The sequence below is a fragment of the Acidovorax sp. 93 genome (genome assembly GCF_003633835.1).
Classification (GTDB): domain Bacteria; phylum Pseudomonadota; class Gammaproteobacteria; order Burkholderiales; family Burkholderiaceae_C; genus Acidovorax; species Acidovorax facilis.
Genome location: NZ_RBIT01000001.1, coordinates 2,639,235 through 2,655,894, shown reverse-complemented (window position 1 = coordinate 2,655,894; position 16,660 = coordinate 2,639,235). Strand labels below are relative to the sequence as shown.

The following is a 16,660-nucleotide window of genomic DNA, read 5'->3' as shown; positions in this document are numbered from 1 at the left end:
TATTGAGCCCTGGTTCCGGTGCCCGCCTAACGAACCTGTTTCTTTTCCAGCTTGCGGGTCAGGGTGCGGCGGTGCATGCCCAGGCGCCTTGCCGCTTCCGAGAGATTGAAGCCGGTTTCTGCCAGCACCTCATTGATGCGCTCCCATTCCAGCGTCTTGATGGAACTGGAGCGGTTGGTCAGCTCCACTTCGGTGTTGCCCGCCTTCAGGCCAAAAGCGGCCTCGATGTCGTCGGTATTGGACGGCTTGGCGAGGTAGTGGCAGGCGCCCAGTTTCACGGCCTCCACGGCGGTGGCAATGCTGGCAAAGCCGGTCAGCACCACGATCAGCATGTCTTCGCTTGCGGCATGCAGCTTTTGCACGCAGGCCAGGCCCGAGGCTTCGCCCTTGAGCTTGAGGTCCACCACCGCAAAGCCGGGCGTGTGTTGTGCGAGCAGGGTTTCGACCTCGGGCAGGCTGGCAGCCTGCAGCACGCGGTAGCCGCGCCGTTCGAAAGAACGGGCGAGCGTGCGGGCAAAGGCCTCGTCATCTTCCACGATGAGCAGCAGTGGTTGCGCTTGTTCTCGTTCTTCGTCGTCGGTAGGGCTCATGGCTTCAGGCTTTGGCTTCAGGCAGTGCGATCGCCGCCAGTGGCAGTTCGATGGTTACTTCGGCACCCCCTTCGGGGCGGTTGCGTGCCGCCACGCTGCCACCCAGCGTGCGTGCCACGTTGAGCACAAGGTACAGGCCCAGCCCACCGCCGGGGCGGTTTTTGGAGGACTGGTAGGGCGTGCCCAGCTTGGCCAGCATGTCGGGGGCAAAGCCCGGCCCAGCGTCGGTCACCGTGATGCGCAGTGCATCGGCGTTGCGGGTGACGGCCAGGCGCACCCAGCCGGGCGAGGCGTCGCGTGCATTGTCCAGCACATTGAAAACCATCTGCTGGAGCGTGGTGTCAGACACCATGGGCGTATCTGCGCCGAAGTCGTTGTCGTAGATGAACTGCGGCATCGACCGAGTGCTGCGCCATTCTTCGGCCAGGGCATCCACAAAGGTGCGCACGGTGGTCTGCATGGAGGCTTCGCCGCGTGTCTCTCCGGCCGAAAGCAGGATGCCGCTCACGATGCTCTTGCAGCGCTGCACCTGGGCCTGCATTTCGTCGATGTCTTCCTTCAGCGCTGGGTAGGCCGCCAGCTGCTTGTCGTGCTGCCAGTCCCCCAGGATCACGGCCAGCGTGGACAGCGGCGTGCCCAGCTCGTGGGCCGCGCCTGAGGCCAGCAGGCCCATGCGCACGATGTGCTCTTCTTCCACGCGGCGGCGGCGTGCTGCGGCCAGGCGCGCATCGCGTTCACGCAGGTTCAGGTTGATGCGGGTGATGAAGACCACCACCAGCGTGGCGTTGAGCACAAAGCACACCAGCAACCCGATCACGTAAAGGCTCGACAGGCCCTGGTGCAGGTCCTGCGGCAACTCCAGGGGCAGGTGGTGTGTGGCCAGCACGCCAAAACACAGCAGCGTGATGATCACGATGGACCAGATGTAGGCGCCGCGCAGCAGCACGGCCCCCAGCGTGATCTGCAGCAGGTACAGGAAGACGAATGGGTTGCTGGTGCCCCCGCTCAGGTACAGCTGCACTGTGAGCACGGCCACATCGATCAGCAGGGCCAGAAAAAGCTCCACATTGCGCACCATCACACCGGTGCGCAGCCGCAGCAGGCTCACCACGTTGAACACCGCCAGGCAGCCCACCACCAGCAGCATCTCGCGCACAGGCAGCGTGAGGTTCAGGCTGTAGTGCGCCATCTCGATGGTGAACACCTGGCCGACCACGGCAATCCAGCGCAGCTCGATCAGCTGCTGCAGGTTCTTGATGCCTGCGGCGGCATCGGCCGAGCGTGCGTTGCGCTGCGGCGCGGCGGTCGCAGTATCAGGACGAAGAGGTGTCATCAGGGGCGAAGGTGGTGGCAGGGCGCGCAAAGCCGCGCAGGCGGCGCTCGTAGCGTGCCACATACCAGCCAGCACCCGCAACCATGAGGGCCAGACCGTACCAGGTCAATGCGTAGACCAGGTGGCTGTTATGGAAACGGATCACCGTCATGCCAGCGCGCGGCCAACTGGTGTCCGCTGCCGGGGGCGCAGCGGCGCCTGGTACGGGAGGCAACCCCGCATCGATGAAGAAGGGGGCAGTCTCGGGCAACTGCAGCCAATGGCCGATGGCCGCAATGTCGCGCGAGTACCAGCGCTGCTCAGCCGGGGCATTGGTGCGCAGAAAACCACCGTCAGGCTCGCTCATGCGCAGCAGGCCCTGGACAGTCGCGGTGGTGGAGGTAAGGGGGATGGAGGCGGGCATAGGCTTTGCCAGCCATTGGGCGCGCTGCTCCTGCGGCACAAACCCCCGGTTCACCAGCACCTGCGCGCCATCGGCCAGCTGCAAGGGCGTCATCACCCAGAAGCCCGAGCCCAGCTCGGTCAGGGCCTGGGTGAGCACGGTTTTCTCGGGCAGCCACCGGCCCTGCGCGGTGACGGGCAGGTATTCGTGGCTGGCCGCACTCACCTGGGGCCACTCTGGGCGGGAGGGCAGGGGTACAGGAGCAGCGTGCACGCGTTGATCGACGCGCTCGATCAGCGCGAGCTTCCATGCGCGGCGCTGCACCTGCCAGGTACCCAGCGCGATAAAGCCCAAAAACAAGGCGATGCCCACCACTGCGAGCACCGCCTGGCGAAGCCGCCGGGACTGGGGGATCGGGGCTGTGGGGTGGAATGGCATCAGGGCGTCGAGTGGGCCGGCGCCTCATGCGTTGCGGGCGTGGGGGTGGGGTGCTCGGGCATCATGTTCGCGTTCATATGGAACATGACCCACAGCGTGCCCGCAATGGCAATGGCTACGAACACCACGGTGAAGATGGTGGACAGCATGGTCCAGCCGCCTTCGACCTTGCCGTTCATGTGCAGGAAATACACCATGTGCACCAGGATCTGGATCACGGCGAAGCCGCCCAGCACCAGCACGGCGGTGTTGCGGTCGGCGATGACCTTGGCCATGACGAGCCAGAAGGGAATGGCCGTGAGGATGACCGAGAGCACGAAGCCGATCGTGTAGTCGCGCAGGCTGCTGTGCGGTTCCGCGTCGCCGTGGTGGTCGTGGCCGCCATGGTCATGCGCGCCGTGTGCGTGTGTTGTGTGTTGTGCGCTCATAGTTACAGCACTCCCATCAGGTACACAAAGGTGAAGACGCCAATCCAGACCACGTCCAGAAAGTGCCAGAACATCGACAGGCACATCAGGCGGCGGGTGTTGGCAGGGATCAGGCCGTGTTTGCCGATCTGCACCATCAGCACCACCAGCCAGATCAGACCGAAGGTCACGTGCAGGCCGTGGGTGCCCACGAGCGTGAAGAAGGCTGACAGGAAGGCGCTGCGCTGGGGCGTGGCGCCCTGGTGGATCAGGTGGGCAAACTCATAGAGTTCGAGGCCCAGGAAGCACAGGCCGAAGAAGCCGGTGACGGCCAGCCACAGCAGCGTGCCTTTCACATCCTTTTGCTGCTTGCGCAGCATGGCAAAACCGAAGGTGATGGACGACAGCAGCAGGAAGGCCGTGTTGATGGCCACCAGCGTCAGGTCGAACATTTGCGCGCCGGTGGGACCTGCCGCATAGCTGCGGCCCAGCACGCCATAGGTGGCAAACAGGGCGGCAAAGATGAGGCAGTCGCTCATCAGGTAGAGCCAGAAGCCCAGTGCGGTGCCGTTTTCGGGATGGGGCTCGTGCGCAAGGTGGTAGTCGCGCGGGGCCAGGGCGCCTGCGGCGGCGCCAGCGTTGAGGCGGAGTTCAGACATGGCGTGCCAGTTGGAGTGTGCGGGCTTCTTCGGTGGCAGCGACTTGGGACGCCGGGATGTAGAAGTCACGCTTGTAGTTGAACGTGTGGATGATCGAAGCCAGCAGCAGCGCGGCAAACGACACGCCCGCGAGCAGCCACATGTGCCAGATCAGCGCGAAGCCAAAGACCAGCGACAAGGCCGAGATGACCGCGCCCGAGCCGGTGTTGGCAGGCATGTGGATGGGCGCAAAGCCGCCGAGCGGGCGCTTGTATCCATGCTTCTTCATGTCCCACCACGCATCGATTTCATGCACGACGGGGGTGAAGGCAAAGTTGTAGTCGGGCGGGGGCGATGAGGTGGCCCATTCGAGCGTGCGCGCATCCCACGGGTCGCCCGTGTGGTCGCGCAGCTGGTCGCGCTTGAGGTAGCTCACCACGATCTGGATCAGGAAGCAGGCGATGCCCGCAGCAATCATTGCGGCGCCGATGGCGGCGATCACGAACCAGATCTGCAGCGACGGGTCTTCAAAATGGTTGGCACGGCGCGTGACGCCCATCAGGCCCAGCACATACAGCGGACCGAACGCCACCCAGAAGCCCACCACCCACAGCCAGAACGAGCGCACGCCCCAGGTGCGGTCGAGCTTGTAGCCGAAGGCCTTGGGATACCAGTAGTTGATGCCCGCGAACAGGCCAAACAGCACGCCGCCGATGATCACGTTGTGGAAGTGGGCGATCAGGAACAGGCTGTTGTGCAGCACGAAGTCGGCCGGGGGCACGGCCAGCAGCACGCCGGTCATGCCGCCGATGGCGAACGTCACCATGAAGGCCACGGTCCACATCATGGGCAGCTCGAAGCGGATGCGGCCCTTGTACATGGTGAACAGCCAGTTGAAGATCTTCGCGCCCGTGGGGATCGAGATGATCATCGTGGTGATGCCAAAGAAGGTATTCACGCTCGCACCCGAGCCCATGGTGAAGAAGTGGTGCAGCCACACCAGGTACGACAGGATGGTGATCACCACCGTGGCGTAGACCATGGAGGTGTAGCCGAACAGCCGCTTCTTGCAGAACGTGGCCACCACTTCAGAGAAGATGCCGAAGCACGGCAGGATCAGGATGTACACCTCGGGGTGGCCCCAGATCCAGATCAGGTTCACGTACAGCATGGCGTTGCCGCCCAGGTCGTTCGTGAAGAAGTTGGTGCCGACATAGCGGTCCAGCGACATCAGTACGAGCGCTGCCGTCAGCACCGGGAACGAGGCCACGATCAGCGCGTTGGTGCACAGGGCAGTCCAGGTGAAGACGGGCATGCGCATCAGGTTCATGCCGGGTGCGCGCATCTTGATGATGGTGACGATCAGGTTGATGCCCGAGAGCGTGGTGCCCACCCCCGCAATCTGCAGGGCCCAGATGTAGTAGTCGAGCCCCACGCCGGGGTCCTGCGCCCCCAGGTTGGACAGTGCCAGCCAGCCGGATGTGGAGAACTCGCCCAGGAACAGCGACACCATCACCAGAATCGCGCCTGCCGTGGTCATCCAGAAGCTGAAGTTGTTGAGGAACGGGAACGACACGTCGCGCGCGCCGATCTGCAGCGGCACGAGGTAGTTCATGAGGCCCGTGACCAGCGGCATCGCCACGAAGAAGATCATGATCACGCCGTGGGCGGTGAAGATCTGGTCATAGTGGTGCGGCGGCAGGTAGCCCATGTTGTCGCCAAAGGCCATGGCCTGCTGCAGGCGCATCATCACGGCGTCGGCAAAGCCGCGCAGCAGCATCACGAGGCCGAGGATCATGTACATGATGCCGATGCGCTTGTGGTCGATGCTGCAGATCCAGTCGCGCCACAGCGTGCCCCACAGGCGGAATTTGGTGATGGCGGCCATCACGGCCAGGCCACCCAGCACGGTGGCGACAAAGGTCCAGAGCACGATGGGCTCGTGCGCCATCGGTATGGAATCCCAGGTGATTCGGCCCAAGGCCCAATGGGATGCGGTATCAGGTGCGGAGGACATAAAGGTCTTTGGAAGATGCCAACACCCGCTTGGCACGGGCGCCGACATGGCAAATCAAGGGCGGATCATTGGGCGGAGTTGGAGCGCGGTACGTGGCGGGCTTCCAGGCTGGCCACCACCTGGGCGGCGTTCTGCGAGGTGCATACGTCCTGCGGCAGATTCAGGCCCACGGCGCGCACATAGGCGTCACCGCCGTTCTCGTCAATGGCCATCATGTGGTGCATGCACATCTTGCCGTCTTCGACACAGCGGTTCAGTACCTTGTCATACAGGCCTTCTTCCACGCTGGCAAAGCGCTGCACGGGGTCGCGCTCGCTGGGCTTGGCCAGGTCCATGTAGGCCTGGCGTGTAAGTGGCTTGCCTTCGGACTTGGTCTTGGCCACCCACTGCGCGAAGTCGCTCTCGCTCAGGCCATGGAACTTGAACGTCATGCCCGAGAAGCCAGCGCCGCTGTAGTGCGAGGACATGCCCTTGTACACGCCCGGTTGGTTGATCACGGCGTTCAGCTCGGTCTGCATGCCGGGCATCGCGTAGATCATGCCGGCGAGGTCGGGCACGTAAAACGCGTTCATCGTGGACGTGGCCGTGAGCTTGAACAGGATGGGGCGGTCCACCGGCGCAGCCAGTTCATTCACGGTGGCAATGCCCAGCTCAGGGTAGAAGAACAGCCACTTCCAGTCCATGGCCACCACCTGCACTTCCATGGGGGTGGATTGGGCGTCCAGCGGTTTGCTGGCCGAGATGCGGTCCAGCGGGCGGTAGGGGTCGAGCTTGTGGGTGCCGATCCAGGTCAGGGCGCCGAGGGCGATGACGATCAAGAGCGGCACGGTCCAGATCACCAGCTCCAGCGTGGTGGAGTGGTGCCAGTCGGGGTCGTAGTCGGCCTCGGTATTTGCAGTGTTGTTCTGGCGGTACTTCCAGGCAAACCACAGGGTGAGGGCAATCACCGGAACGATGATGATCAGCATCAGCAGCGTGGCCTGAATGACCATGTGGCCTTGTTGGGCCGCGACGTCGCCGGCAGGGTTGAGGACGACCGCCTTGCTGCAGCCAGCCAGGCTGCCCAGGGCGGCCATGGCGGCGAGCCAGACAGGCACGCGAGGTAAAGGTAGTTTGGACATGTGACAGGCGCAACCAAGGCGTTTAAGGGTAAACGCGGATAACGAAGTGCCGTCGAATGTAATAGCCCTAGCTTTTTTGTACATTGGACATTTTGTCCAAGGTCAAAGTAATGCGCCCCACTTTGGTGCATTTCCGGCCGCTGCGGTGTTGTCCTGCACATGGCATAGTGAAACCGCACTTGTCCCAGATCAAACTTGCGTGTAGAACCAGAATGTCTTATCCAAACAACGACAAGGAGCCCTGTTCATGAGCAGCCCCGCCTCTGCCACTTACCCTGCGGCCGGCTTTGAAGAAAGCCCCGCTTCTCTCTCGCGGGCTGATACGCATGAAGACGTGACCCCCAGCGAAATTGCTGTGGGCGTGATCATCGGACGCTCGTCCGAGTATTTCGACTTCTTCGTTTTCGGGATCGCCTGCGTTCTCGTCTTCCCGTCCTTCCTCTTTCCATTCCTCTCGCGCCTGGATGGCACGCTGATGGCGTTTGCGCTGCTGGCGGTCGCTTTTGTCGTGCGCCCGGTGGGCACGGCCATTTCCATGGCCATCCAGCGGCGCTGGGGCCGGGGCACCAAGCTGACCATTGCACTATTCCTGCTGGGCGTGTGCACGGTGGGGATGGCGTTCTTGCCGGGCTACAAGGACGCGGGCCTGACTGCCGTGGTGGCGCTGCTGATCCTGCGCATTGGCCAGGGTCTGGCGCTCGGCGGTTCTTGGGACGGCCTGCCGTCGCTGCTGGCCATGTCGGCGCCCAAGGAACGGCGGGGCTGGTTTGCCATGATCGGACAGTTGGGCGCGCCGGTCGGGTTTGTGCTGGCGGCGGGTCTGTTTGCCTATCTGTACAGCAGCCTCAGCGTGCAGGAATTTCTGGCCTGGGGCTGGCGTTATCCCTTCTTCGTGGCCTTTGCCGTGAACGTGGTGGCCCTGTTTGCCCGCCTGCGCCTGGTGGTGGGGCAGTCGTACGCCGAGCTGCTGCAAGAGCGTGAACTGCAGCCCGTGCCTGTGAGCCGAGTGATCCGTGACGAAGGCAGCAATGTGGTGCTGGGTGCTTTTGCCGCGCTGGCCAGCTTTGCGCTGTTCCACCTGGTCACGGTGTTCCCGCTGTCTTGGATCACGCTGTATTCGGACCAGCCGGTGACCCAGATTCTGGGCGTGCAGATCGTAGGCGCCTTTCTGGCAGCGGGGGCCATCATGGTGTCTGGCTGGCTGTCGGACCACCTGGGCCGCCGCAAGCTGCTGGGCGGCATGGCGGTGTTGATCGGCGTGTTCAGCTTCATGGCCCCCGTGCTGCTCAACTCGGGCGAGGTGGGCAGCACCATGTTCCTGCTGCTGGGTTTTGTGCTGCTGGGCTTGTCGTATGGCCAGGCGTCGGGCACGGTCACGGCCAATTTTTCGCCCCAGTACCGCTACACGGGCGCAGCTCTCTCGGCCGACCTTGCCTGGATCATTGGCGCCGCGTTTGCACCGCTGGTGGCCCTGTACCTGTCGGCCCAATTCGGGCTGCTGGCGGTCACGGTGTATTTGCTGTCGGGCGTGGCCTGCACGCTGGGCGCGCTGAACCTGAATCGGCGCATGGAGCGCCGGGACCGGTAAGCGGCAGAGATTTGCTATTGTTTGTATAGCTATTTGCGCTTGTCTACAAAGCGCTAGAGGCTAAAATTGCTCTAAAAAAAAGAGCGCCCGGTACTACCGGGCGCTTTTTTTTGTGGAGGCTCAGTCTTGTGGCCTGAAGCCAATGGTCAGTGAAGGCGGCACGCGGCCATCCACATCGCGCGGCAGGGTCTCGGTCTTGTCCAGGGCGCGGAGCACTGCGTCATCCCAGGCCTTGTTGCCGCTGGACTGCACCAGGCGTTTGCCCACGATGGTGCCATCGGGCGAAAGGCGGACTTCCACCTCGGCGCGCGGGTTGCCTGAGATCGCGTCGGGGTACACGATGTTGGGCTTGACCTTGGCTGCAACCTTGCCGCCATAGCTGCCCGACGGACCAGCGCTGCGCTGGGCTGTGCCTGTGGCGTTCTCGCCGCCCGTGGCCCCCGCCAGGCCCTGGAGGCGGCGCAGGTTGGCTTCCCGCTGTTCTGCCAGCTGTTTGGCCTCCGCGTCGGCCTTGCGCTTGGCGGCTTCGTCGGCCTTGCGCTTGTCTTCGGCCAGCTTCTTTTGCTTGTCCTGCTCGGCCTTCTTCTGCTCAGCCAGCTGCTTTTCGCGCTGTTCCTTTTCTTTTTCCTTTTCCTTTTGCAGGCGTTCCTTCTTTTCCTGCTCCTGGCGGTCGCGGCGTTCGTCTTCCTTGCGCTCACGGTCGCGCTTTTCACGTTCCAACTGCTGCTCGCGCGCCTTCTTCTCCTGCTCCAGGCGCTTTTTTTCGCGTTCGATGGCGATGTCCGCCTCGCGCGTGTCGGGCGGCTCCACGGCGCGGGGGGGCGGTGGTGGTGGCGGAGCGGGCGGACGCACTTCCGGGGGAGCGGGTGGTGGCGGCGGGGGCTCCACGGCGCGTGGTGCGGTCTGCTGGGGCACCGCAGCCCACAGTTCGGCCTCCACCGCAGGCTGGTCGGCGCTGTTCTTCCAGTTCACGCCCCAGGTGAGCGCACCGATGAGCACGACATGCACAAGCACCGCCAGTGAAATGGCGCGCAAGCGTGCCGGGGGGCGGGGCGGGGAAAACTGGTCGCGGTCGTTGTGGGCGTGCATGGGCTTCAGAGCGGCGGGCGTGCGTTCGGTTCAACCACCCTGTTTGACGGAAAGACCCACGCGTTGCACGCCCGCCTTTTGCAAGGCATCCATGGCCTTCACCACGTTTTCGTACTGCACGCCCTTGTCGGCGCTGATGACCACGGCACTGGCGCTGTCAGCACCCTGGGCCTTCTGCCAGCGGCTGGCTGCGTCGCCGATCTCGCGCTGGTTCAGACTGCGTGTGGCTTCGGGCGTCTTGAACTGCAGCGTGCCGTCCTTGTTGACGATGACCTGGGCCACCACCTTGGGCATGTTCTTGCCTTTGCCCACGCTGGGCACATCAACAACGCCCGGCGTCAGCATGGGTGCCGTCACCATGAAGATGATGAGCAGCACCAGCATCACGTCGATGAACGGGACCATGTTGATCTCGTTGATGGTGCGGCGGCCTCGACCGCGGGATGCCATGGCGGGCATGTGGGCCTCCGTGCTCAGTGGCCCGAGGCCGTATGGCCTGCGGGTGCGGGCTGGGCGCCCAGATTGCGCTGCAGGATGTTGGAGAACTCTTCGATGAAGGTCTCCTGGTGCGTGGCCACGCGGTCGATGTCGCGGGCAAAGCGGTTGTAGGCGATCACAGCGGGGATGGCGGCAAACAGGCCGATCGCGGTAGCCACCAGGGCTTCGGCAATGCCAGGCGCCACAGTGGCCAGCGTGACCTGTTCCATGCCCGCAAAGCCGGTGAACGCGTGCATGATGCCCCACACGGTGCCAAACAGGCCCACGTACGGCGACACGGAGCCGACCGACGCCAGGAATGAAAGGCTCGATTCGACCACGTCCATCTCGCGCTGGAAGCTCGCGCGCATGGCGCGGCGTGCGCCGTCGAGCAGGGTGCCGGGGTCCACGATGCGGCGCTCACGCAGCTTCTGGTATTCACGCATGCCACTGGCAAAAATACGTTCCATGGGACCGGCCTGCTTGGCGTTTTGTGCGGCGCTGGCGTACAGATCGTTCAGGCTGGTGCCCGACCAGAACTCGCGCTCGAAATCCTCATTGAGCGCTTTCACGCGCTTGAGCGAAAACAGCTTGCGGAAGATGGCTGCCCAACTGGCGACGGAGACGCCCAGCAACAGCAGCATCACGAGTTGCACCACCCAGCTGGCGTGCAGCACCAGGGTGATGATGGACATGTCTTGGGAGTTCATGGTGAGAGTTGTTCCAGCAGGGTGTTCGGAATTCTTGCGGGGCGCATGGTGGCAGCATCAACCCATCCGATGCGGATGGTGCCTTCGCTTAGCAACAAAGGGGCTTGTTCGGTCATCTGCTCTGGTTTCAGGAGCGCGCGCTGCACTATTGTCAACGATGCGCGGCCCGAGGCCTGCAGGGCGGCGGTAACAATCAGTTCATCGTCCAGCCGTGCAGGCCGGTGGTAGCGAAGCTGGGCATCGGTTACGACAAACATGCCCCCGGTTTGTTCCCGCAATCGCTGCTGACCCACGCCCAGCGACCGCAGCCATTCGGTGCGAGCGCGCTCGAAGAATTTGAGGTAGTTGGCATAGAACACGATGCCGCCGGCATCGGTGTCCTCCCAATACACGCGGATGGGGAACTCGAATGCCATCGCGCGTTACCCCAGCACGCTGCGCAGCCGCGCCACAGACTCTTGGAGTTGCGCCATGGAGTTGGCGGTGGAAAAGCGCACAAACCGTTCTGGCTCGGCCGTGCCGAAGTCACGCCCTGGCGTCACGGCGATGTGCGCACGGCGCATCAGCTCAAAAGCAAAGTCCCAGCTGCCGCTGACACCCAGGCGCTCGGCGGCCTGCGTGCAGTCCGCCCAGGCGTAGAAGGCACCGTCGGGCATCACCGGCACCGAAAGGCCCATGGACTGCAGGGCGGGGATAAAGAAGTCGCGCCGGGCCTTGAACTCGGCGCGGCGGCGTTCGTATTCAGCAATGCTCTCTGCCTCGAAGCAGGCCAGCGCCGCGTGTTGCGACACGGTGCTGGCGCAGATGAACAGGTTCTGCGCCAGGCGCTCGACCACCGGCACCATGGCTTCGGGCACCACCATCCAGCCCAGGCGCCAGCCGGTCATGTTGAAGTACTTGCTGAAGCTGTTGATGCTGATGATGTTGTCGTCGATGGCCAGTGCGGTGTGGCCAAACTCTTCCTCGTACGACAGGCCCAGGTAGATCTCGTCGATCATCGTGATGCCGTCGTGCGCACGCACCACGTCGTGGATGCGGCGCAGCTCATCGGGCGCAATCGAAGTACCCGTGGGGTTGGATGGCGATGCCAGCAACACGCCCCGCGTCTGCTCGCCCCAGGCGGCGCGCACCTTGTCGGCGCTCAGCTGGTAGCGCTCGGCCGCCGTGGTGGGCAGCAGTACGGCCTTGCCTTCTGCGGCGCTCACGAAGTGGCGGTTGCAGGGGTAGCTCGGGTCGGGCATCAGGATCTCGTCGCCCGACTCGATGAGCGCCAGGCACGCCAGCTGCAGCGCGGCCGAAGCACCGGCCGTGACCACGATGCGGCGTGCGGGCACGTTGACGCCAAAGCGGCTCTGGTACCAGCCGCTGATGCGCTCGCGCAGCGCATCCAGCCCCAGCGCATTGGTGTACTGCGTGGCGCCGCTGTGCACGGCGCGGGCTGCGGCTTCTTGCACCAGGGGCGGCGCGGTGAAGTCCGGCTCGCCAATGTTCAGGAAGATCATCGGCTCGCGCGTGCCCGCCACCTCGCGGGCCAGGGCCTGCGCGGCCTTGGCGACCTCCATCACATAGAACGGTTCGATGCGCTCAGCGCGCGTGGAAAACTTCATGGGAAGGTGTCCTGCCCGTGCGGGTCGGGTGTTGCTCGGAAACTCAAGAAAGAAGGCCCCGTGCGTGGCAGTGGGTTGCACGCGCGCGAGCCTTTCGGCGGGGTGCGCTCAGGCTTCGTCGACGGGCGCGCCAGGTATTGCGCCCGGAGCCTTGTCGGCCGCCACTTCCAGCGCACGCAGCTTGGGAGCCAGGCCGTTGAGCACGGCGTTCACGTACTTGTGGCCATCGGTGCCGCCAAACTCTTTGGCAAGCTCAATGCACTCGTTGAGCACCACACGCCATGGCACGTCCAGGCAGTGCTGAAACTCGTACACGCCGATCCACATCACGGCATGCTCGATGGGCGAGATCTCGGCCATCTTGCGGTCCAGCAGCGGGGTGATCAGCGCGTCCAGGTCGGCGGCGGTGTTGATGCAGCCGTGCAGCAGTGCGTCGTAGTGCACCGAATCGGCCTTGTGAAAGCCCGCTAGGTCGCGGGTGAACGCGTCGATGGCGTGCGCATCGTTGCCGCCCACCAGGTGCTGGTACAGCGCCTGCAGCGCGAATTCGCGCGCGCGGCTGCGGTTGGACTTGGAGGCTGCCTTGCGCGTGCCCGTGCTCTTGAGCCCGGTGCGGGCCTGCTTGGGCGGGCGTGCCGAGGACGGCGTGGGGGTGTTTTCGCTCATGACAGCTCGTCCAGCAGGTTGGCCATTTCCACCGCAACGCGGGCGGCATCGGTGCCTTTTTCGGTCTGGCGGGCGATGGCCTGCTCGACGTTTTCGGTGGTGATGATGGCGTTGGCAATCGGGATCTGGTAGTCCAGCGACAGGCGCGTGACGCCCGCGCCGGATTCGTTGGCCACCAGTTCGAAGTGGTAGGTCTCGCCACGGATGATGCAGCCCAGCGCGATCAGCGCGTCGAATTCATCGCTTTCGGCCATGGCCTGCAAGGCCACGGGCACCTCCAGTGCGCCGGGCACCAGCACGTGCTTGATGTTTTTCTCTTGCACACCCAGCGCGAGCAACTCGGCGCGGCAGGCGGCCGCCAGCGTGTTGGTGATGCTCTCGTTGAAGCGGGCCTGCACGATGCCGATGTGCAATTTCTTGCCGTCCAGCTTGTCCGCTGTTCCTTTGTCTGCGCCAAACATGTTCTTTATTCCTTGGGGATGAAGCCGGTGATTTCGAGGCCGTAGCCGGCCATGCTGGGCATGCGGCGGGGCTGGCCCATCAGAGCCATCTTGTGCACCCCACATTCGCGCAGGATCTGCGCGCCCACGCCATAGGTGCGCAGGTCCATGCGGCCGCGTTCGGGGGCCTGCGCCGCGCGGGCGGTGCCTTCAAACTGGGCCAGCAGCTGGGCGGCGCTTTCACCGCAGTTGAGCAGCACGGCCACGCCCTTGCCTTGCTTGACGAGGTATTGCAGGCTGGTATCGAGGCCCCACGAGTGCATGGAGCGGTTGACTTCGAGCGCGTCGAACACCGACAGCGGCTCGTGCACGCGCACAGGTACCACGTCGTCGGCGCTCCACTGGCCCTTGACCAGTGCCAGGTGCACGGCCTGGCTGGGTTTGTCGCGGAAGGCGTGGGCGGTAAATTCGCCGTAGGCGGTCTGCAGCGTGCGCGTGCCGACCTTTTCGACCAGCGACTCGTTGCGGCTGCGGTATTCGATGAGGTCGGCAATGGTGCCGATCTTCAGGCCATGCTCGGCCGCAAACAGCTGCAGATCGGGCAGGCGGGCCATGGTGCCGTCGTCCTTCATGATCTCGCAGATCACCGATGCGGGGCTGCAGCCTGCCATGGCGGCCAGGTCGCAACCAGCTTCGGTATGGCCTGCGCGCATGAGCACGCCGCCGTCCACTGCCTGCAGCGGGAAGATGTGACCGGGCTGCACGAGGTCGCTGGGCTGGCTGTTGCGGTCCACGGCCACCTGCACGGTGCGGGCGCGGTCGGCGGCCGAGATGCCGGTGGTCACGCCCTCGGCGGCTTCGATGGAGACGGTGAACGCCGTGCTGTACACCGTGCCGTTGCGCGCGGCCATGGGCGGCAGCTTGAGGAACTCGCAGCGCTCGCGGCTCAATGTCAGGCAGATCAGGCCCCGGCCGAAGCGGGCCATGAAGTTGATGGCCTCGGGCGTCACGTGGTCGGCGGCCAGGACGAGGTCGCCTTCGTTTTCGCGGTCTTCTTCATCCACCAGGATGACGATGCGCCCGGCGCGCATCTCGGCCACGATGTCCTCGACGGGGGAGATCGGCACGGGGGTGAGGGGGGAGGTCATGGAAGGGCGGGCTTTCGGTGGGCCGCGCGGGTGGCGCGCACCGCACGCTGTCCGGCCACGACCCGGGCGGGTCGATTCCAAAGAGCGGGCAGTGCGGGGCTGGCCGCACGGTGCGGGAGCGCTCTGCGCCCCGAAAGCCGAGATTTTAGTTCACTTGGGGCGCGGCCAAGGCGGATCACGCAGTCGAGCGGCCGCCGTCATGCCCGGCCAGCGCGCCGGCCACGATCAAGCCGACCAGCAGCATCAGGGACAGCATCTTGACGCCGCTGGCCACCGTCAGCACTGTGGGCCAGTGGGCGAGGTGCATGTGCAGCGTGGCAAAGTTTTCCACGAGGTCCGACACCACGAGCGTGCCCATCGCCCAGTGTGCATGGCGCGAAAGGCCACCCAGGGCCCGGCCCGGCGGCACGGCCCGTGCGACCAGCCGCCGCACGGCCCACGCCATCGGGTAGGCCAGCCACAGGGTGTAGCAGGCGAGAAGGGCCCAATCCAAGGCGATGACGCGGCGCACGCCCTCGGCGTTACACATCACCTCCCAGCTGGCATGCCAGTGGGCCGACAGCTGAAAGCCCGTGGGCAGGATCTGCAGCCACAACGGCGCGGTATCCAGGTCGCAGGCGCGGTAGCCGGCGAGGGTGGTGATGGCGTACAGCACGGCCGTGGCGGCTGCCAGCGCTATGCCCATCCAGCGCCAGGGTTGCGTGCGCGGCACGGTGCTGGCGGGCACGGCGCCGCCCACCGGGCGGGCCGTGGGGTCGATGAAGTCGCTGGTCTCACGGCCACGGGCGTTCAGGCCGGTCCAGACCCAGTAGGGGCAGTCATACGCCTGGTCGTGCATGGCGGTGAGCGGGTCGCCGGGCTGCAGCCGGCTCTTGTCCACCCGCAAGCCGTGGGCAGCGGCTTCGTCCACCATCCAGGCCAGCGTGATGTTGGACAGCCCGTCGCGCGCGTACGAGCCGCCCACGTCGCTGTGCACGCCGCGGAACCAGCGCTGGTCGTAGCTGCGCCAGGGCTGCTCCTCGGCGGTGAAGTGCGGGTCTTCGTAGCGGCGGGGCGTGTACTTGCTGCGCGATTCATACAGCGACATGGCATGGCGCACGTGGGCAAAGCGCTTGCAGTCGAAGTCGGTGGAGTTGCTGATCTTGATGCTGCCCAGTCCGCCCAGGCCGATGGCCTCCACCGTGTCCCACACGCCCACGAAGTGCACCAGCGGCGTGCGGCCCAGCGAGAAGTTGTGGATCACGTCCTCCGCAAATTTCTCCCGGTCTTTGGTGCCGGCCTGGTTTTTGTGGCCGCGCGGCGCAAAGTAGGTGCGCACCAGCGTTTCGATGAGCGGCAGCCCCTCGGTGTGGATCAGGCCGTACATGTTGATCATCCCGGCCACCGACCGCGCCGTGAATGCGCCGCGCGAGAAGCCGAACAGGTAGATCCGGTCGCCCCGCTGGTAGGTATTGACGAGGAACCGGTAGGCCTCTGCGATGTTGGGGAACACGCCGTTGCCCAGTGCCAGACCTGCCAGTTGGCGCAGCTGGTTCTTGGCCTCGGACACGATCCCGTCCGCCGGGAACTCGTTGGTCGTGCCCACGCCGGGGTCGTAGTAAACGAGCTGGGTGGGCTCCTTGCCCGATGGGTCGTGGCCCTTGCCGAGCATGCGCAGCAGTTTGACCACATTGGTGTCCTGCTGGTTGCCCAGAATGTTGCCGGTGCCGTCGAACAGCAGCACCAGGTTACGGCCAGGCTTTTCGGCCCATTGCGCGTCCGCCGCGATGCACTGGGTCAGGATGTCCGCGCGGGTGGGGGGACGGTAGGCGGCGCGCGGTGGATTCGTGGCTACTGCGGCCGGTGTGGCAAATGCGTTCATGAAGTCCCCCCTCGCTCTGCAACCAATCATGACTGACGCAAACAGTGCTCAGGCAAGCGACACGCCCACGGCAAAGCCGGTTGCAGCATCCCGATTGGCGTAAGTACTCAATGTATGTGCCGCAGATTCTGGGTGACTACTGCCGGGC

At 64.7% G+C, this 16,660-nt stretch carries 17 protein-coding genes; 1 reads left to right on the top strand and 16 read right to left on the bottom strand.

The genetic code is table 11. The features are described from left to right. Positions 1-26: 26 nt before the first annotated feature. The 7 genes from C8C93_RS12140 to cyoA all read right to left on the bottom strand — a co-directional run bounded on the left by C8C93_RS12140 (position 27) and on the right by cyoA (position 6,926). On the bottom strand, positions 27-590 hold the full coding sequence (locus C8C93_RS12140; protein WP_121507064.1) for a response regulator transcription factor: 564 nt from the start codon (positions 588-590) through the stop codon (positions 27-29). A gap of 4 nt (positions 591-594) precedes the next feature. After that, positions 595-1,923: an ATP-binding protein gene (locus C8C93_RS12135; protein WP_055393148.1), complete on the bottom strand. Its 1,329-nt coding sequence runs from the start codon at positions 1,921-1,923 to the stop codon at positions 595-597. Then, the gene (locus tag C8C93_RS12130) at positions 1,904-2,743 is read right to left on the bottom strand and encodes an SURF1 family protein (protein ID WP_121507063.1); all 840 of its coding nucleotides are present in this window, start codon (positions 2,741-2,743) and stop codon (positions 1,904-1,906) included. The genes C8C93_RS12135 and C8C93_RS12130 overlap by 20 nt, the downstream gene beginning before the upstream one ends. Continuing rightward, positions 2,743-3,171, bottom strand: coding sequence for a cytochrome o ubiquinol oxidase subunit IV (cyoD, locus tag C8C93_RS12125; protein ID WP_121507062.1), 429 nt, complete (start codon positions 3,169-3,171; stop codon positions 2,743-2,745). Before cyoD ends, C8C93_RS12130 begins: the two co-directional genes overlap by 1 nt. 2 nt (positions 3,172-3,173) lie before the next feature. Continuing rightward, the gene (gene cyoC / locus C8C93_RS12120) at positions 3,174-3,809 is read right to left on the bottom strand and encodes a cytochrome o ubiquinol oxidase subunit III (protein WP_121507061.1); all 636 of its coding nucleotides are present in this window, start codon (positions 3,807-3,809) and stop codon (positions 3,174-3,176) included. Then, positions 3,802-5,805 (bottom strand): cytochrome o ubiquinol oxidase subunit I, encoded by a 2,004-nt coding sequence (gene cyoB / locus C8C93_RS12115; protein WP_055402916.1) that lies wholly within the window; start codon positions 5,803-5,805, stop codon positions 3,802-3,804. The genes cyoC and cyoB overlap by 8 nt, the downstream gene beginning before the upstream one ends. A 65-nt stretch (positions 5,806-5,870) precedes the next feature. After that, complete coding sequence (gene cyoA / locus C8C93_RS12110) at positions 5,871-6,926, bottom strand: ubiquinol oxidase subunit II (protein WP_121507060.1); 1,056 nt, start codon at positions 6,924-6,926, stop codon at positions 5,871-5,873. Positions 6,927-7,173: 247 nt separating this feature from the next. Between cyoA and C8C93_RS12105 the strand changes: the two genes are divergently transcribed. Beyond that, positions 7,174-8,514: an MFS transporter gene (locus tag C8C93_RS12105; RefSeq protein ID WP_055402920.1), complete on the top strand. Its 1,341-nt coding sequence runs from the start codon at positions 7,174-7,176 to the stop codon at positions 8,512-8,514. A gap of 120 nt (positions 8,515-8,634) precedes the next feature. Here C8C93_RS12105 and tolA read toward each other — a convergent pair whose 3' ends face one another. The 9 genes from tolA to C8C93_RS12060 all read right to left on the bottom strand — a co-directional run bounded on the left by tolA (position 8,635) and on the right by C8C93_RS12060 (position 16,512). Then, positions 8,635-9,603: a cell envelope integrity protein TolA gene (gene tolA, locus C8C93_RS12100; RefSeq protein ID WP_121507059.1), complete on the bottom strand. Its 969-nt coding sequence runs from the start codon at positions 9,601-9,603 to the stop codon at positions 8,635-8,637. A 30-nt stretch (positions 9,604-9,633) separates the two neighbouring features. Beyond that, on the bottom strand, positions 9,634-10,062 hold the full coding sequence (locus C8C93_RS12095; protein WP_055398910.1) for an ExbD/TolR family protein: 429 nt from the start codon (positions 10,060-10,062) through the stop codon (positions 9,634-9,636). Positions 10,063-10,076: 14 nt separating this feature from the next. After that, positions 10,077-10,790 (bottom strand): protein TolQ, encoded by a 714-nt coding sequence (tolQ, locus tag C8C93_RS12090; protein ID WP_055398908.1) that lies wholly within the window; start codon positions 10,788-10,790, stop codon positions 10,077-10,079. Next, a complete protein-coding gene (ybgC, locus tag C8C93_RS12085) occupies positions 10,787-11,206 on the bottom strand; it encodes a tol-pal system-associated acyl-CoA thioesterase (protein WP_121419468.1) in 420 nt (139 codons plus the stop codon). Before ybgC ends, tolQ begins: the two co-directional genes overlap by 4 nt. A 6-nt stretch (positions 11,207-11,212) precedes the next feature. After that, a complete protein-coding gene (locus C8C93_RS12080) occupies positions 11,213-12,397 on the bottom strand; it encodes a pyridoxal phosphate-dependent aminotransferase (RefSeq protein WP_121507058.1) in 1,185 nt (394 codons plus the stop codon). A gap of 108 nt (positions 12,398-12,505) precedes the next feature. Then, the gene (gene nusB / locus C8C93_RS12075; RefSeq protein WP_121507057.1) at positions 12,506-13,063 is read right to left on the bottom strand and encodes a transcription antitermination factor NusB; all 558 of its coding nucleotides are present in this window, start codon (positions 13,061-13,063) and stop codon (positions 12,506-12,508) included. After that, the gene (ribH, locus tag C8C93_RS12070) at positions 13,060-13,524 is read right to left on the bottom strand and encodes a 6,7-dimethyl-8-ribityllumazine synthase (protein WP_121419471.1); all 465 of its coding nucleotides are present in this window, start codon (positions 13,522-13,524) and stop codon (positions 13,060-13,062) included. The genes nusB and ribH overlap by 4 nt, the downstream gene beginning before the upstream one ends. A 5-nt stretch (positions 13,525-13,529) precedes the next feature. Then, a complete protein-coding gene (ribBA, locus tag C8C93_RS12065; RefSeq protein WP_121507056.1) occupies positions 13,530-14,651 on the bottom strand; it encodes a bifunctional 3,4-dihydroxy-2-butanone-4-phosphate synthase/GTP cyclohydrolase II in 1,122 nt (373 codons plus the stop codon). Between the two features lie 175 nt (positions 14,652-14,826). Then, positions 14,827-16,512, bottom strand: a complete 1,686-nt coding sequence (locus C8C93_RS12060) for a DUF2235 domain-containing protein (protein ID WP_121507055.1) — start codon at positions 16,510-16,512, stop codon at positions 14,827-14,829. Between the last annotated feature and the right edge of the window lie 148 nt (positions 16,513-16,660).

What these genes read in the sequence shown, in the direction of transcription:
- C8C93_RS12140 (WP_121507064.1), bottom strand. Translation starts at nt 590, where the DNA reads ATGAGCCCTACCGACGACGAAGAACGAGAACAAGCGCAACCACTGCTG.
- C8C93_RS12135 (WP_055393148.1), bottom strand. Translation starts at nt 1,923, where the DNA reads ATGACACCTCTTCGTCCTGATACTGCGACCGCCGCGCCGCAGCGCAAC.
- C8C93_RS12130 (WP_121507063.1), bottom strand. Translation starts at nt 2,743, where the DNA reads ATGCCATTCCACCCCACAGCCCCGATCCCCCAGTCCCGGCGGCTTCGC.
- cyoD (WP_121507062.1), bottom strand. Translation starts at nt 3,171, where the DNA reads ATGAGCGCACAACACACAACACACGCACACGGCGCGCATGACCATGGC.
- cyoC (WP_121507061.1), bottom strand. Translation starts at nt 3,809, where the DNA reads ATGTCTGAACTCCGCCTCAACGCTGGCGCCGCCGCAGGCGCCCTGGCC.
- cyoB (WP_055402916.1), bottom strand. Translation starts at nt 5,805, where the DNA reads ATGTCCTCCGCACCTGATACCGCATCCCATTGGGCCTTGGGCCGAATC.
- cyoA (WP_121507060.1), bottom strand. Translation starts at nt 6,926, where the DNA reads ATGTCCAAACTACCTTTACCTCGCGTGCCTGTCTGGCTCGCCGCCATG.
- C8C93_RS12105 (WP_055402920.1), top strand. Translation starts at nt 7,174, where the DNA reads ATGAGCAGCCCCGCCTCTGCCACTTACCCTGCGGCCGGCTTTGAAGAA.
- tolA (WP_121507059.1), bottom strand. Translation starts at nt 9,603, where the DNA reads ATGCACGCCCACAACGACCGCGACCAGTTTTCCCCGCCCCGCCCCCCG.
- C8C93_RS12095 (WP_055398910.1), bottom strand. Translation starts at nt 10,062, where the DNA reads ATGCCCGCCATGGCATCCCGCGGTCGAGGCCGCCGCACCATCAACGAG.
- tolQ (WP_055398908.1), bottom strand. Translation starts at nt 10,790, where the DNA reads ATGAACTCCCAAGACATGTCCATCATCACCCTGGTGCTGCACGCCAGC.
- ybgC (WP_121419468.1), bottom strand. Translation starts at nt 11,206, where the DNA reads ATGGCATTCGAGTTCCCCATCCGCGTGTATTGGGAGGACACCGATGCC.
- C8C93_RS12080 (WP_121507058.1), bottom strand. Translation starts at nt 12,397, where the DNA reads ATGAAGTTTTCCACGCGCGCTGAGCGCATCGAACCGTTCTATGTGATG.
- nusB (WP_121507057.1), bottom strand. Translation starts at nt 13,063, where the DNA reads ATGAGCGAAAACACCCCCACGCCGTCCTCGGCACGCCCGCCCAAGCAG.
- ribH (WP_121419471.1), bottom strand. Translation starts at nt 13,524, where the DNA reads ATGTTTGGCGCAGACAAAGGAACAGCGGACAAGCTGGACGGCAAGAAA.
- ribBA (WP_121507056.1), bottom strand. Translation starts at nt 14,651, where the DNA reads ATGACCTCCCCCCTCACCCCCGTGCCGATCTCCCCCGTCGAGGACATC.
- C8C93_RS12060 (WP_121507055.1), bottom strand. Translation starts at nt 16,512, where the DNA reads ATGAACGCATTTGCCACACCGGCCGCAGTAGCCACGAATCCACCGCGC.